13 protein-coding genes are annotated in these 14344 nt (G+C 64.2%); 9 read left to right on the forward strand and 4 right to left on the reverse strand.

What is annotated here, in order from left to right:
* Window positions 1-496: 496 nt before the first annotated feature.
* Both HF854_RS01430 and HF854_RS01435 read right to left on the reverse strand, forming a co-directional pair.
* Window positions 497-1072, reverse strand: a complete 576-nt coding sequence (locus HF854_RS01430) for a Spy/CpxP family protein refolding chaperone (protein WP_168934680.1) — start codon at window positions 1070-1072, stop codon at window positions 497-499.
* Window positions 1073-1404: 332 nt separating this feature from the next.
* Window positions 1405-1881 carry a periplasmic heavy metal sensor gene (locus tag HF854_RS01435; RefSeq protein ID WP_168934681.1) on the reverse strand — a complete coding sequence of 159 codons (477 nt, stop codon included), beginning with the start codon at window positions 1879-1881 and terminating at the stop codon, window positions 1405-1407.
* A gap of 181 nt (window positions 1882-2062) precedes the next feature.
* Here HF854_RS01435 and zraS point away from each other — a divergent pair, with 181 nt between their 5' ends.
* The 3 genes from zraS to HF854_RS01450 all read left to right on the forward strand — a co-directional run bounded on the left by zraS (window position 2063) and on the right by HF854_RS01450 (window position 5981).
* Complete coding sequence (zraS, locus tag HF854_RS01440) at window positions 2063-3703, forward strand: two-component system sensor histidine kinase ZraS (protein WP_168934682.1); 1641 nt, start codon at window positions 2063-2065, stop codon at window positions 3701-3703.
* On the forward strand, window positions 3704-5068 hold the full coding sequence (locus tag HF854_RS01445) for a sigma 54-interacting transcriptional regulator (protein ID WP_168934683.1): 1365 nt from the start codon (window positions 3704-3706) through the stop codon (window positions 5066-5068).
* Window positions 5069-5351: 283 nt separating this feature from the next.
* On the forward strand, window positions 5352-5981 hold the full coding sequence (locus HF854_RS01450) for an HD domain-containing protein (RefSeq protein WP_168934684.1): 630 nt from the start codon (window positions 5352-5354) through the stop codon (window positions 5979-5981).
* A gap of 345 nt (window positions 5982-6326) precedes the next feature.
* Here the strand turns inward: HF854_RS01450 and nth are convergent, their stop codons facing one another.
* Window positions 6327-6995 carry an endonuclease III gene (gene nth, locus HF854_RS01455; protein WP_168934685.1) on the reverse strand — a complete coding sequence of 223 codons (669 nt, stop codon included), beginning with the start codon at window positions 6993-6995 and terminating at the stop codon, window positions 6327-6329.
* A gap of 113 nt (window positions 6996-7108) precedes the next feature.
* Between nth and cutA the strand changes: the two genes are divergently transcribed.
* From cutA to HF854_RS01470, 3 genes are all read left to right on the forward strand, one after another.
* A complete protein-coding gene (cutA, locus tag HF854_RS01460; protein ID WP_168934686.1) occupies window positions 7109-7441 on the forward strand; it encodes a divalent-cation tolerance protein CutA in 333 nt (110 codons plus the stop codon).
* 11 nt (window positions 7442-7452) lie between these two features.
* Complete coding sequence (locus HF854_RS01465; protein WP_168934687.1) at window positions 7453-8400, forward strand: carbohydrate kinase family protein; 948 nt, start codon at window positions 7453-7455, stop codon at window positions 8398-8400.
* A 126-nt stretch (window positions 8401-8526) separates the two neighbouring features.
* Window positions 8527-9003, forward strand: a complete 477-nt coding sequence (locus HF854_RS01470; RefSeq protein WP_168934688.1) for a YbaK/EbsC family protein — start codon at window positions 8527-8529, stop codon at window positions 9001-9003.
* A gap of 169 nt (window positions 9004-9172) precedes the next feature.
* On the opposite strand, the gene HF854_RS01475 is transcribed toward HF854_RS01470, so the two are convergent.
* Window positions 9173-10981 carry a 3-phosphoshikimate 1-carboxyvinyltransferase gene (locus HF854_RS01475; protein ID WP_168934689.1) on the reverse strand — a complete coding sequence of 603 codons (1809 nt, stop codon included), beginning with the start codon at window positions 10979-10981 and terminating at the stop codon, window positions 9173-9175.
* Here HF854_RS01475 and HF854_RS01480 point away from each other — a divergent pair.
* The 3 genes from HF854_RS01480 (at window position 10980) to aprA (ending at window position 14246) form a co-directional block, all read left to right on the forward strand.
* Window positions 10980-11483 carry a hypothetical protein gene (locus HF854_RS01480; RefSeq protein WP_168934690.1) on the forward strand — a complete coding sequence of 168 codons (504 nt, stop codon included), beginning with the start codon at window positions 10980-10982 and terminating at the stop codon, window positions 11481-11483. The genes HF854_RS01475 and HF854_RS01480 overlap by 2 nt on opposite strands.
* Window positions 11484-11731: 248 nt before the next feature.
* Window positions 11732-12220: an adenylyl-sulfate reductase subunit beta gene (gene aprB, locus HF854_RS01485; RefSeq protein ID WP_006008678.1), complete on the forward strand. Its 489-nt coding sequence runs from the start codon at window positions 11732-11734 to the stop codon at window positions 12218-12220.
* 37 nt (window positions 12221-12257) lie between these two features.
* A complete protein-coding gene (gene aprA, locus HF854_RS01490; protein ID WP_168934691.1) occupies window positions 12258-14246 on the forward strand; it encodes an adenylyl-sulfate reductase subunit alpha in 1989 nt (662 codons plus the stop codon).
* Window positions 14247-14344 lie beyond the last annotated feature (98 nt).

A 14344-nucleotide genomic window follows, 5' to 3' on the forward strand; every position in this document is an offset into this window, starting at 1 on the left:
GCAGAGCGGGCCGCATGGACCACGGTACGGGGCTGTCCCGCCCCTCCCTCCCCCTGGGCAGACCATGCCGTCGGAGAAAAGAAAGGCAGGCCCGACGGACGCCGGACAGCGGACAAAAAAAAGACGACCGGCTGCCCAGGGGGAGGAGCAGCCGGCCAAAGAGGGAGGATGTTCTGATGGTTAGAGGTTATGGTGAAGGAGGAGGATGCTCTCGTGAGCCCCGGCAGGACCAAGGGGGATTGCCCTGCCGGATATGTTGTCCGCCTAAGGCGGGGAGGGACGATCTCAGGAGTAAAATCCGTCGTTCTCAGGAAGGCCCGGCCGGGGCCAGGGGAATCCCCGGCCGGGGTAGAAGTTCCAGAGGACTGCATTTTGTAGAGCGGGAGCTCCGGTTAAAGGTGCCTGTCAAAGGAGGTTGCTGTTTTCGGGAGCCTGGCCGGAAGGAGGAGGAGCTTCCGGCCAGATATTTCTTTCTGCCGTTGGCAGGGATCAGCTCTTAGTAGTGGCCGCGATGGGGACCGTCGTAGTAACCGGCGTCACCGCGGGGGCCGTCGCCACGGGGGCAATCCATGGCGGGGCCGCGATCGCCACGGGGACCACGAGGACCGCGGGGGGCATCCTTGAAGCCTTCCGGCACGCCCACTTCGGCAGCCAGCTTGTCGCCCAGGGCGTCATGCAGGTCGGCCATCTCGTTGCGCAGACGGGCCATTTCGGTAGCGGCCTCACGCACGGCCTTCACATCGGGGTTGGTGGCGTTTTCCAAAGCCCGCAGTTCCTGGCGCTTGACGTAGATGCTGTCGCGCAGCTGCTCCATGCGGGGAGCGAATTCTTCCATGATCTTGTCGAACTTGGCACGCTGCGCGTCCGACATGGCCCGGTAACCCCAGCCACGGGCGTGGCCGTGATGTCCCCAGCCGCCTTCCCAGCAGCCGCCGTCGCCGTAACCGTAGCAGGGACCATAACCGTTGCCCTGGCCGCGATGATGGGGGCCAGCGAAAGCGTCAGAGGTCATGGTTCCGCCGATGAGGGCTGCAGCCAGCAGGGCAGGGATCCTAACGCGGGAAGTATTCATATATATGCTCCTTTATCTCTTCTCAGAGTGGGTTATCTTTGGGCTTTGGGTCTTGCCCTTTGTGCTCTGTATATAGCAACCCGCGTGCCAAACATTATTTTTCAATATAAATCAATATATTATATTTTCATCCCGGCAAACAGCCTTCCTCCGGCTGCCCTGTGTTCCCCCCAGATGTCCAGTTTTTATGCAGCGGGCCGGCGGACCTGGTCAAAAATTATACAGCAGACAAATTTTCATACACCCCTGACGCCCGGCCCCCAAGGCCGGAGCCGGATACAAAAAAAGCCCCGCCTGAGCGGGGCCTGGATGTTTCATGCGGGCTGCAGAAGTTACGGGCAGGGTTCGAGGGTCTCCTGCAGGGAATACGTATGGATCACGTCCTGCCGGATCATGCTGTTGCAGCCCCGGCTCTTGCCGGCGCGGCGGAAACTCACGCCCACCTCGTCCAGCAGGCGGCCTTCCAGCTGCGCCAGCTGCAGGCGCAGACGGTCGCGCAGGTCCTGCAGCTCCCAGCCAAGACGGGAGAGCGTCTCGGCGGACGAGTCCTCCGCGTAGTCGAAATGGGCCAGTTCTTCCCGCTTCTGGCGAATGCGCCAGCGGGTGTCTTCGATGGCAGGACGGGCTTCTTCAAGGATGGCGCGGGCCTTGACCTGCTGTTCTTCGGGCAGGCTCTGGAGCCACTGGTCGACATTGCGGTAGCCGCGCGGCCCGTGACCGCCACCGTGATGCCCCCCGGCAGCCGCCATGAGCGGCAGCAGCAGGAGCGATGTCATGACCAGACCACTGACAACTATATTCTTCCACATAGGCAAACCTTGTTCTGTTGGGCCATGCTTCTGGCATATCAAGCCTGTGTCCGCGGCGCAAGGAAAGGCCGCCGGCAGGCCGTGGCATTTTTTTCGTCTTTCCTCGTTCTTGCAAAAAACATGCAAGCCAAATATCCGACGGCAAGGTGACAGGTGCCCCAACCATGCTTATAGTGCAGGCATGAACTTTATCCGACGCTGCCTTTCCGCTGCTGCCGCCCTGCTGGATCCCCGCCGCCACCGGCTGGCCCGCGCCGCCAACCGGCCCTGCCAGACACCGGGGTCTGCCGCGTCCGGCCGGAACACCGGCGGCATGGTGGCCAATGACCAGGCCGCGCGCGAGAACGACTGCTCCCAGGCCCGTTCACAGCTGGCGCAGCAGCAGAACACCCCGCTGGGCCTGCTGCTGGGCGGGACGGCCTTCGTCCTCATCCTGCTGGTCACCCTGCTGGCCCTGGCCTCCATCGAGCGTAACGAACGGGCCATGTCACGCCTGCTGGCCGAAAAAGGCAGCTCCCTGATCATGGCCTTCGAGAGCATGCTGCGCACCAGCATGCGCGGCGAGGCGCGCGTGCGCCTGCAGATCCTGCTCAAGGAGATGGCCAGCACCTCGGACGTGCAGTTCATCGCCGTCACCATGCCCGACGGCACCATCCTGGCCCACAGCAACGGCAACCGCCTGGGCGAGATCCTGCGCATCAACGGCGAAGAGGCCGACGAAAAGACCATGAAGCTCCTGGCCCCCGGCAGCCAGACACGTTCCGCCATCCTCAATATGGAAGGCCAGCGCGTGTTCGTGGTCTACCGCTATTTCATGCAGCCCCCGCCGGGGCAGGAGCTGCCGCCGGGCCTGCCGCAGCCCATCATCTTCCTGGGCCTCGACCTCTCACCGTTCGAGATCACCCGCGGCCAGGACAGGGACCACGTCTTCATGCTGGCCGGGGTGGCCATGCTGGTGGGCCTGGCCTGTCTGCTGGCCCTGTACTACGCGCAGCGCGCCCGCGAATCCCGCCGCCGCCAGCGCCGGGCCGAAGGCGAGATCCGCCGCCTGGAAGAAGAGATCCGCCGCAAGGAAAAGCTGGCTGCCGTGGGCACGCTGGCCGCCGGGGTGGCCCACGAGATCCGCAACCCGCTCAGTTCCATCAAGGGCTACGCCACCTATTTCGGCATGCGCTTCCCCGAAGGCAGCGAAGACCGCAAGGCCGCGGGCGTCATGGTGCGCGAGGTGGAACGCCTCAACCGCGTCATCAGCGAGCTCATCGGGCTCTCGCGTCCCAGTGACGTGCGGCCCGTGGCCGCCCCGCTGGAAGACAGCGTGGCCCATGTGCTGCGCCTCATCGCCCAGGATGCCGAAAAACGCGGCGTCCGGCTGGTGAACAGCCTTCCGGCCGCCCTGCCCCCGGCCCGCATGGATCCCGACAGGCTGGGGCAGGCCCTGCTCAATATCTGCCTCAACGCCCTGGACGCCATGCCCGACGGCGGCACCCTGACCCTGGGCTGTACGGTGGAGAAGCAGCATCTTGTCCTCTCGGTCACGGATACCGGGCAGGGCATCGCGCCCGAGAACCTCAACCACATCTTCGACCCCTATTTCACCACCAAGGGGCACGGCACGGGCCTGGGACTGGCCACCGTCCACAAGATCGTGGAGGCGCTCGAAGGCGAAGTCTATGTGCAATCCCGTCAGGCCACGGCGGACACGCCCGGCCGGACCACGTTTTTCATACGCCTGCCGCAGGCCGGCAAGGCAGCGGGCCATCCGGCGGACGGCCCGGACAGGCAGGCGGGGGAGCCTGCCGACAGGCAGAAGGGGGAGGATTAGGTGAATACCAGCATTCTCGTGGTTGACGACGACGATGCCCACCGCGGCATGTTGCGCATGATGCTCCAGGCCTGGGGCTACAGCGTGGACGAGGCGGCCGACGGCGATCTGGCCGTGGAGGCCGTGCGCGCCAAGCCCTACGACGTGGTGCTGACCGACGTGCGCATGGGACGCATGGACGGCATCCACGCCCTGCGGGGCATCCTGGACTACAATCCGGCCCTGCCCGTGGTGCTGATGACGGCCTACTCCTCCGTGGAGACCGCCGTGGATGCCCTGCGCCTGGGCGCCTACGATTATCTGACCAAGCCGCTGGACTTCGACGCCCTGCGCGAGACCCTGCAACGGGCCGTGGACCACTCCCGCATGAGCGTGGAGAACCGCGAGCTGCGCCGCCAGCTCAGCGAGGCTGCTGCCGGGCCCGAGATCCTGGGCCGCAGCCCCGCCGTCAGCGCCATGCGCGAGATCATCGCCACCGTGGCGCCCACCGAGGCCACGGTGCTCATCACCGGGGAATCCGGCACCGGCAAGGAACTGGTGGCCCGCGCCGTCCACGGTGCCAGCGCCCGTGCCAACAAACCTCTGGTCACGGTCAACTGCGCCGCCCTGGCCGAGAACCTGCTGGAATCCGAACTGTTCGGCCATGAGCGCGGGGCCTTCACCGGCGCCGACCGCCGCCGCGAGGGCCGCTTTCTGCAGGCCGACGGCGGCACCCTCTTCCTGGACGAGATCGGCGAGATGCCCCTTTCGCTCCAGGCCAAGCTGCTGCGCGCCCTGCAGCAGGGCGAGGTGCAGCGCGTGGGCTCGGACTCGCCCATCACCGTGGACGTACGCGTCATCGCCGCCACCAACCGCAACCTGCGCGAAGAGGTGGAGCAGAAGCGCTTCCGCGAGGACCTGTTCTTCCGCCTCAACGTCATCAGCATCGAGGTGCCCGCCCTGCGTGAACGCAGCGAGGACATCCCCCTGCTGGCGGCCCATTTCCTGGAAAAATTCGCGGCCCGCAACCGCAAGAGCGTCAAGGGCTTCGCCCCGCAGGCCCTGGACATGCTGCGCCGCTACTCCTGGCCCGGCAACGTGCGCGAGCTCCAGAACGCCGTGGAGCGCGCCGTGATCCTCTGCACCGGCGACCTCATCACCGGCCCGGAACTGCCCGCCAGCGTCACCGGTGCCGCCGAGCAGGCCGCCCCGGTACCGGAGACCGCCGAGGCCTCCCTGGCCGGTCTGTCTCTGGAAGCTCTGGAGCGCCGCGCCATCGAGGACACCCTGCGCCAGACCGAGGACAACAAGAGCGAGGCTGCCCGCCGCCTGGGCATCACCCGCGCCACCCTGCACAACAAATTGCGCAAGTACGGGCTGGAATAAGAGCGGGCAGGGATTTTCCGGGGGGAAGGGGACCCCCTTGCGCGCGAGCCAAGGGGGGGTCCCTTCCCCCCGGCCCCTCATCCCTCCCCCAACGCGCTTTGTTCAGGAGGATGGCGAGGCCCGGAAAAGCCACGGCCTTGCCTGGATGACCGTCCCCCGAACAAACACCGCCCGCCGGCGGTTGGGCAAAGACGGAAAAGAGCAATCAATGGCGTGCGCCGGACAGTTTTCGTACAAATCAGCAACGGAGGGGGCACCGCGCTCCCTCCATGAGGAAACACACATGGCACAGGACAGCCCAAACAAAAGCACGCCCGCAGCGGGCCTGCCTGATGAACAGCAGCTGGAACGCATCACGGACTTTTTCCACGAGGCGGGACATCTGCGCCACACGCCGCGCAGCGGCTATGCCTTCCTGGGCTCCGGCAGCGAGAACGTGGCCGAGCATTCCTACCGTACCAGCGTCATCGGCTACACCCTGGCCAAACTGGCGGGGGCCGATGCCGCCCGCGTGACCTTCCTCTGCCTTTTCCACGATCTGCATGAAGCACGTACCGGCGATTTCAACTATGTGAACCACCGCTACGACACCTGCCGCGACCGCGATGCCCTGCAGGATGCCGTGGACGGCACCGGACTGGAGCAGGACATCCTCGAGGGCTGGGACGAACTGCAGGAGCGCCAGAGCCTGGAGGCACGCCTGGCCCACGATGCCGACCAGCTGGACCTGATCTGCAACCTCAAGGCCGAGCTGGACAAGGGCAACAAATTTGCCGCCGACTGGCTGGAAAGCGCGGTCAAACGCCTGCGCAGCCCGCAGGCCCAGGCCCTGTGCGAGGTCATCCTGCGCACGGACCATAACCGCTGGTGGTACGGCCGCGTGGACAAAAAATGGTGGGTGGACCGCAAGTGAGCCTGTCCCGGCTCTCTCCGGGAACAGCCCTTTCCCGATAACGACAACAGCCCGGTCTCCATGGAGGCCGGGCTGTTTTTTTGTCACGGAGCCGGACGCCCTGCCTTCCCCTGCCCCGCTCACCTCAGGCCGGCCAAGACGCTCCAGGAAAAGAAGGCCCCGCGGACCGGGAACTGCTGACATGCGCGAGAGGAGAAGCCGAGGGACTCCGCAAGAGCCGTGTTCGGCGATGATGGAGAGGAACGGATAAAGCGCGTTTGAAGGAGGATGGGGGTGTGGGGGAAGGGGGGAACTTTGTGCGCCAGCCAAAGTTCCCCCCTTCCCCCACGTTCTTTTCCCCAACAGCTATTTTCCCTTGGGCGGTTCGCGGCGGGGGCAGAAGTCGGCCATCTCGCATTCCGCGCAGCGGGGGCTGCGGGCGTGGCAGACATCGCGGCCGAACCAGACCATGCGGTGATTGACGTCGCCCCATTCGGCACGGGGGAAGAGGCGCATCAGATCCTGTTCGATGTCCACGGGATCGGTGTGGGCGGTAAGGCCCAGACGATAGCTGATGCGCTTGACGTGGGTATCCACGGCCAGGCCCTCGTTGATGCCGAAGGCGCCGAACAGCACCACATTGGCCGTCTTGCGGGCCACGCCGGGCAGGGTGATGAGCTCGTCCAGACGGGGCGGCACCTCGCCGCCATAGACGGAGACCACGCGCTGCGCCGCGCCCAGCAGGTTGCGGGCCTTGCTGTGATAGAAGCCCGTGGAACGGATGACGCTTTCCAGCTCTTCCTGCGTGGCCAGGGCCAGCTCGGCCGGGCCGGGCCAGCGCCGGAACAGCTCCGGGGTCACGGTGTTGACGCGGGCGTCGGTACACTGGGCGGCCAGCACCGTGGCCACCAGCAGTTCCCAGGCGTTGTCGGCTTCAAGATGGGTCGCGGGACGGGGATAGCGGGCCTGAAGGGCCGCCAGGACTTTTTCAGCGCGGGCCAGAGCACCGCGCGGCAGGGATTTTTTTACGCTCATGGGCCTGCTATGCCACAGGAAGACAGGGGGAGCAAGGCGGGGCACGCTTGGTTTTTACGGCCCGCTGGTGTATCTTCTGTCCGCTTTTCCCACTTCCCGAACAGGAGGACGCCATGAGCCTGCTTGCCTGTGTCACTGTTCCCGACGGAGCGACTGCCCGAACCCTGGCCCATCTGGTGGTGGAACGACGGCTGGCCGCCGGGGTGAACATCCTGCCCGGAGCCCTTTCCATCTATCGCTGGGAAGGCAAGGTCCGCGAAAGCCGCGAATGCCTGCTGCTGGCCCAGGTCAGCCGGGCAGCGTGGGAAGATTTTCGTGCCGCCGTGGAGGCGGCCCATCCCTATGAAGTGCCCTGTATCGTGGGCATGCCGCTGGAGAAGGGCAACGCGCCCTTCCTGGACTGGATCGCCCAAAACAGCCTGCCCGCAGGGCAGCTCAACGAATAAAAGGAACGAAGATGGCCATTTATGTTTCCGGTTCCCTGGCTTTTGACCGCATCATGACCTTTGGCGGCAACCTGCAGGACCATGTGCTCATGGACAAGCTGCACATGCTGAGCGTCAGCTTCATGGTGGACAGCATGGACGAACGCCGCGGCGGCTGCGCGGGCAACATCGCCTACACGCTGGCCCTGCTGGGCGAAAAACCCATCGTCGTCTCCGCCGCCGGCCGTGACTTCACCGGTTACGCGGCGGCCTGGGAAAAGCTGGGCCTGTCGCTGGAAGGCATCCGGCGCGATTCCGACGTGTTCACGGCCCTGTGCTACATCACCACGGACCAGAACAACAACCAGATCACGGGCTTCTACCCCGGCGCCATGAGCCAGCCCGCCACCTACACCTTCCCCAACCTCGATCCCGCCAAGGACTGGGCCATCGTCTCCCCCGGCAGCGTGGACGACATGCGCCGCCTGCCCGGCTTCTTCCGTGAAAAGGGCGTGCGCTACATCTTCGACCCCGGCCAGCAGCTGCCCGTGCTTTCGGGCGATGACCTCTGCGACGCCATCCGCGGTTCCTATGCCTGCGTGACCAACGATTACGAGCTGGGCATGGTCTGCAAGAAGACGGGCAAGAGCGAGGAAGAACTGGTGGCCATGACCGGCTGGCTGGTGACCACGCTGGGCGGCGACGGCCAGCGCATCCGCAATGCCCAAGGCGTGGACGTGCATGTGCCCGCCATCCCCTGCGACGGCGTCAAGGATCCCACCGGCGCGGGCGACTCCCACCGCGCGGGCCTGCTCAAGGGCCTGGTCTGCGGCCTGGAGATGCCCGAAGCCGCCAAGCTGGGCGCGGTGAGCGCCTGCTACGCCATCGAGCAGCTGGGCACGCAGGAACACCACTTCAGCAAGGACGAGTTCCGCAAGCGCTACGAGGCCAGCTTCGGCCCCCTGCCCATCACCCTGTAACCATACCGGAGGGGCCTGCCCGACAGGCCCCTTTTTTCATCCCCGCCCGGACGGGTAGATCCCGCCTCCGGCATGCTGCCATCACCGGCAACAACGGAGCATGTTTCAGCCAAGGAGCATCCAGCCATGCGCACCGAAGCCGTCAGGGCCCAACTGGCCGCCCACGGTCTGGGCGACCGCTACCGCGAGTTCACCGTCTCCAGCGCCACCGTGGCGCTGGCGGCCGAAGCCCTGCACTGCGAGGCGGGCCGTATCGCCAAGACGCTGTCCATCCTCACCTCCACCGGTCCCGTGCTGGTGGTGGCCATGGGACTGGCCCGTCTGGACAACCGCAAGTTCAAGGATCTGTTCCACGAAAAGGCCCGCTTCATCCCCGTGGAGGACGTGAAGCGCCTCACCGGCCATCCCCAGGGCGGGGTCTGCCCCTTTGCCCTGCCGGAAGGGGTGCGCGTGTTCCTGGACGAGAGCCTCAAGCGCTATGACGTGGTCTACCCTGCCGCCGGTGCGCCCAACAACGCCGTGCAGCTGACTCCGGACGAACTGGCCGCCGTCACCGGCGGGCAATGGGTCGACCTTTGCAAGCTCCCTGAAGAGCTGGCCTGACGGGCCTATCCTGCAGGCAGGGACGAGCGGCAGACGCTCCGACCGCCGCTTCCCGCAAATGAAAAAGGGCGTCCATCCGCGAAGGATGGGCGCCCTTTTCGTCTTCGATACCGGGAGCCGCCACGACCCGGCCCTCACGGCCAAGCCGGACGGCGGGAGCTGCCCGGTCCTAGTAATCTTCGTCTTCCAGCGGAGGCGGCACGGCCACGGCGCTGGTGATGACGCGGCGGCGGCTCTTCACCGGCTCGGCGGGCACTTCCTTGTTCTCACGCGTCATGTGCGGTTCGGGCAGGTTGTTGTACAGCACCCAGAAAGGCGGATAGAGCTCGGTCAGCACGCCGGGGTTGCCCAGCTTGAAGCCTTCCTGCTTGCCGCGGGCACAGGCCGCCAGGGCCAGGGCCACGGCCCAGGGAGCGTCGGGGGCGTTCCAGCCGCGGGCCTGCAGGGCGGGACGGGGCTTGCGCACGGGGCGGCCTTCCTCGTCCTGTTCTTCGGCTTCTTCCATGTCGTCACCGGGCTTCCAGGCCACCAGGCAGCCTTCGGCATCCAGAGCCAGACCGGCAGCGTGCAGGTAGCTTTCCACCACGTTCTCTTCGGCTTCCAGACCGGCGGGCAGCACGGCACGACCGCCGCGCAGGGCCGTCATGGTGCTCAGGGCCACGGCCAGCGGACGCCAGGAGGCGGGCAGGCCTTCGGGCAGGGCAAAGGCGGCGGGCAGTTCGGCCAGCGGCTTCAGGCTGCGGGCCAGGATCTCGGTGGCCGAGCATTCGACCTTGGCACCGGTCTGGCGCAGCAGGTCCAGACCGGCTTCGGTGCCGGGCCAGGTGGGCCACTGGCCTTCCAGGCGCACTTCACCGCCCAGTGCGGGGGCGAGGCCCATCAGGAACACGGCCAGTTCCGGTTCCACGGGCAGGGTGGGCTCGGAGGGGATGCTCAGGGCGCAGGGCTGGAAGTGGAGCACGTCGCCTTCGCGGCGCACGTCGGCACCGGCAGCGTTCAGCACGGGCAGGATGCGGGCAAAGGCCAGCGCACGCTCGGGCATGGCGGAAAGGTCCAGGGTGATGGCGCGCTCATAGGAAGGCGCGGCCAGCATGATGCCTTCGGCCAGTTCCACCGGGGCATCGGCGGGGAAGACCACCTTGCCGGGCAGCACGCCGGAGCATTCGATGCGCACCGGGAAGCCGTCGGACTTGGGCACCACATGCACCAGACGCGCGCCCATGAGGGGCAGGAAGCGGCGGGTGGCGCTGAGGTCGGCCAGCTTGAGGGCCGCGCCGCCGGTGAACTTGGTACGCGAAGGACGGCCCAGGTAATGGCCCAGGGCCAGATAGAAGTTCCAGGAGCTGTCGCCCACATGCAGCACCTTGTCCGGGGTGCCCAGGGGCGTGCCGGCGGCCACATGCACGGCACCGTCGTCACGGTTGGCATGGGCGCCCAGCTGGTTGAGCAGCTTGACGCAATCCACGACGGGATCGTTCATCAGGGCGGGGGCGATGCGCACGGCCTGGCCGGTGCAGGCGGCCAGCGTGGCCCAGGCCCGGGTCAGGCGACAGGAACGCGGGGCGGGCATGGACAGGCGCACGGGCATGTCGGCGGGGGCAAGATTGAAGGCGGGGCGCTGGGCTTCGCCGTCTTCACCGGGACGGGGCAGGAATTCCACTTCCTGCATCAGGGTGAAGAAACGGCCGCTCAGGCGCGGGTCGCGGCTGACGCGGGAAACGGCGGCTTCCCAGGACTCGCGGATGCTCTTTTCTTCCGCGGGCTCCAGGAAACCCTTGGCATTGTACATGCGCTTGATGAGATTGTGGCGGCGCATGAGCATGCGCAGGATATCGCGGTCGATGTCACAGACGGTCTCGCGCAGGCTGCGGCGCGGACGCTCGGGCTTGCCGTCGGTTCTGGCCTCGAAACGTCCTTCGGGGCGGTCGCTGCGTTTGTCCGGCCTCTGGGCAGGTCGGAATTCGTGGTGCTCGTTCATGCTGGATGCTCCTCTCGACCGCCGGACGGCGCGTCGCTCTATGAATTTGTGGGGGATGCTGTATCCCGAAACGTCCTCACTGGCAAGCCCCCGGAAAAGACTTTTCCGCCCCCATGTGAAAGAGAGTGCAAGCTCCGGCGAGCACTGGAGGGAGCCTCAAAGAGCGTACCGGATGCCTTACGACGTATTTTTGATAAAAAACCAACTATTCCCAATAGATACAATCAACCATTTGATTTTATTGGATAATTGTTTCAACTTTTGCTTCTTTTTCTCATCAAGATCAGGGCGACACCGGAACGTCATAAAAAAGCCGCCCGTCCGGCATGGAAAGCATCGATATATTAACTATTTGAAATTAAATGATTTTACTAAAGCGTTTCATGAGCAGGAACAGGGAGATATTCAGGATAACCGGCTGATAAACATGCCTTTTCCTGGCCCAACACAAATCTTGGACATGGAAGCCGTCCAAAACGCGGAGCATCTTTACACAGCATAAAAATTATGCTAGGAAGAATGTGCAAGGATTATAGTGGATTGTGCCGTTTTCCACCGAGAGTTTCCACGAATTTTTCAAAAGGGGGCTTGACGTGAAGAGGGGTAGCTTGTTACTAAATACACAAGCGCACGACCTGAGCGCTGTTGCCCAGGGTCGTGACCCCAATCAAGACGGCACTCGGGCGGCCCGAGTGGCTGCCCATACGGTCAAAATTGACCTGAAACACTTTAAGAGTTGGAGGATACGTTATGCCTACGTTTGTCGATCCGTCCAAATGCGACGGCTGCAAGGGTGGCGAAAAGACGGCCTGCATGTACATCTGCCCGAACGACCTGATGATCCTCGATCCTCAGGAAATGAAGGCGTACAACCAGGAACCCGACGCCTGCTGGGAATGCTATTCCTGCGTGAAGATCTGCCCCCAGGGCGCCATCACCGCTCGTCCCTACGCCGACTTTGCTCCCATGGGCGGCACCTGTATCCCCATGCGCTCTGCCGACTCCATCATGTGGACCGTGCAGTTCCGCAACGGCAGCGTGAAACGTTTCAAGTTCCCCATCCGTACCACTCCTGAAGGCTCCATCAAGCCCTTCGAAGGCAAACCGGAAGGCGCCAACCTCGACGACGAACTGCTGTTCACCGAAGAAAAGCTGGCCACCCCCATCGAAGTCCTGGGCAAGAAGTTCGAAGTGACTGAAGCCGACAAGGTCTTCACCGCTATGGAACAGGGCCGCTAGAGAGCAGTAACCGCGTAGAGCTTAAGGAGAAATCACTATGCCTATGATTCCCGTCAAGGAAGCGATGAAAGGCGTTGCCATTGCTGAACCTGAAGTGAAGGAACATGACGTCGACCTGCTGATCGTGGGCGGCGGTATGGGTGCCTGCGGTGCCGCTTTCGAAGCCGTGCGCTGGGGCGACAAACACGGTCTGAAAATGATGCTGTGCGATAAGGCCGCCCTCGAGCGCTCCGGCGCCGTGGCCCAGGGCCTGTCCGCCATCAACACCTACCTCGGCAAAAACACCGCCGACGATTACGTCCGCATGGTCCGCACCGACCTTATGGGTCTGGTCCGCGAAGACCTGATCTTCGACGTGGGCCGTCACGTTGACGACTCCGTGCATCTGTTCGAAGAGTGGGGCCTGCCCTGCTGGATCAAGGACGAAAACGGCCACAACATGAACGGCGCCGCCGCCAAGGCCGCCGGCAAGAGCCTGCGCAACGGCGACGAGCCCGTCCGCTCCGGTCGTTGGCAGATCATGATCAACGGTGAATCCTACAAGTGCATCGTGGCCGAAGCTGCCAAGAATGCCCTGGGTGAAGACCGTATCATGGAGCGTATCTTCATCGTGAAGCTGCTGCTCGACAAGAACACCCCCAACCGCGTCGCTGGTGCCGTGGGCTTCAACCTGCGTGCCAACGAAGTGCACATCTTCAAAGCCAACGCCATCATGGTGGCCGCCGGCGGTGCCGTTAACGTGTACCGTCCCCGTTCCACCGGTGAAGGCATGGGCCGCGCTTGGTACCCCGTGTGGAACGCCGGTTCCACCTACACCATGTGCGCTCAGGTCGGCGCCGAAATGACCATGATGGAAAACCGCTTCGTGCCCGCCCGCTTCAAGGACGGTTACGGCCCTGTGGGCGCCTGGTTCCTGCTGTTCAAGGCTAAAGCCACCAACTGCAAGGGCGAAGACTACTGCGCCACCAACCGCGCCATGCTGAAGCCTTACGAAGATCGCGGCTACGCCAAGGGTCACGTGATCCCCACCTGCCTGCGTAACCACATGATGCTTCGTGAAATGCGCGAAGGCCGCGGCCCCATCTACATGGACACCAAGACCGCTCTGCTGACCACCTTCGCCACCCTGACCGAAGAACAGCAGAAAGACCTCGAGTCCGAAGCTTGGGAAGACTTCCTGGATATGTGCGTTGGTCAGGCCAACCTGTGGGCCGCCACCAACACCGCTCCTGAAGAACGCGGTTCCGAAATCATGCCCACCGAACCTTACCTGCTCGGCTCTCACTCCGGCTGCTGCGGTATCTGGGTTTCCGGTCCCGACGAAGCTTGGGTGCCCGAAGACTACAAGGTTCGCGCTGCCAACGGTAAGGTCTACAACCGCATGACCACCGTGGAAGGCCTGTTCACCTGCGCCGACGGCGTGGGCGCTTCCGGCCACAAGTTCTCCTCCGGTTCCCACGCTGAAGGCCGTATCGCCGGTAAGCAGATGGTGCGCTGGTGCATGGACCACAAGGACTTCAAGCCTGAGTTCAAGGAAACCGCCGAAGAACTGAAGCAGCTGATCTACCGTCCTTACTACAACTACCTGGCCGGCAAGGACGCCTCCACCGACCCCGTGGTGAACCCCAACTACATCACGCCCAAGAACTTCATGATGCGCCTCGTGAAGTGCACCGACGAATACGGCGGCGGCGTGGGGACCTACTACACCACCTCCAAGGCTCTGCTGGACACCGGCTTCTATCTGCTGGGCATGATGGAAGAAGACTCCGCCAAGCTGGCCGCCCGCGACCTGCACGAACTGCTGCGTTGCTGGGAAAACTACCATCGCCTGTGGACCGTGCGCCTGCACATGCAGCACATCGCCTTCCGTGAAGAGTCCCGTTACCCCGGCTTCTACTACCGCGCTGACTTCCTGGGTATCGACGACAGCAAGTGGAAGTGCTTCGTGAACTCTAAGTACGATCCCGCCACCGGCGAAACCAAGATCTTCAAGAAGCCCTACTACCAGATCATCCCTGACTAGTAGGCGGAAGAACATCCCTGGGGTGGCCGCCTAGGCCACCCCATTTTTTTCGGCGCGGCGGGTGTGCGACATGCAAGCTCCCCGCCGCGCCTTGGAAT

It is taken from the genome of Desulfovibrio piger, from assembly GCF_012843875.1.
In the GTDB taxonomy this organism is placed as follows: domain Bacteria; phylum Desulfobacterota; class Desulfovibrionia; order Desulfovibrionales; family Desulfovibrionaceae; genus Desulfovibrio.

Excerpts from the sequence above, each read along its gene's own strand:
- HF854_RS01430 (WP_168934680.1), bottom strand. The coding sequence starts at position 1,072 with ATGAATACTTCCCGCGTTAGGATCCCTGCCCTGCTGGCTGCAGCCCTC.
- HF854_RS01435 (WP_168934681.1), bottom strand. The coding sequence starts at position 1,881 with ATGTGGAAGAATATAGTTGTCAGTGGTCTGGTCATGACATCGCTCCTG.
- zraS (WP_168934682.1), top strand. The coding sequence starts at position 2,063 with ATGAACTTTATCCGACGCTGCCTTTCCGCTGCTGCCGCCCTGCTGGAT.
- HF854_RS01450 (WP_168934684.1), top strand. The coding sequence starts at position 5,352 with ATGGCACAGGACAGCCCAAACAAAAGCACGCCCGCAGCGGGCCTGCCT.
- nth (WP_168934685.1), bottom strand. The coding sequence starts at position 6,995 with ATGAGCGTAAAAAAATCCCTGCCGCGCGGTGCTCTGGCCCGCGCTGAA.
- cutA (WP_168934686.1), top strand. The coding sequence starts at position 7,109 with ATGAGCCTGCTTGCCTGTGTCACTGTTCCCGACGGAGCGACTGCCCGA.
- HF854_RS01465 (WP_168934687.1), top strand. The coding sequence starts at position 7,453 with ATGGCCATTTATGTTTCCGGTTCCCTGGCTTTTGACCGCATCATGACC.
- HF854_RS01470 (WP_168934688.1), top strand. The coding sequence starts at position 8,527 with ATGCGCACCGAAGCCGTCAGGGCCCAACTGGCCGCCCACGGTCTGGGC.
- HF854_RS01480 (WP_168934690.1), top strand. The coding sequence starts at position 10,980 with ATGCTGGATGCTCCTCTCGACCGCCGGACGGCGCGTCGCTCTATGAAT.
- HF854_RS01475 (WP_168934689.1), bottom strand. The coding sequence starts at position 10,981 with ATGAACGAGCACCACGAATTCCGACCTGCCCAGAGGCCGGACAAACGC.
- aprB (WP_006008678.1), top strand. The coding sequence starts at position 11,732 with ATGCCTACGTTTGTCGATCCGTCCAAATGCGACGGCTGCAAGGGTGGC.
- aprA (WP_168934691.1), top strand. The coding sequence starts at position 12,258 with ATGCCTATGATTCCCGTCAAGGAAGCGATGAAAGGCGTTGCCATTGCT.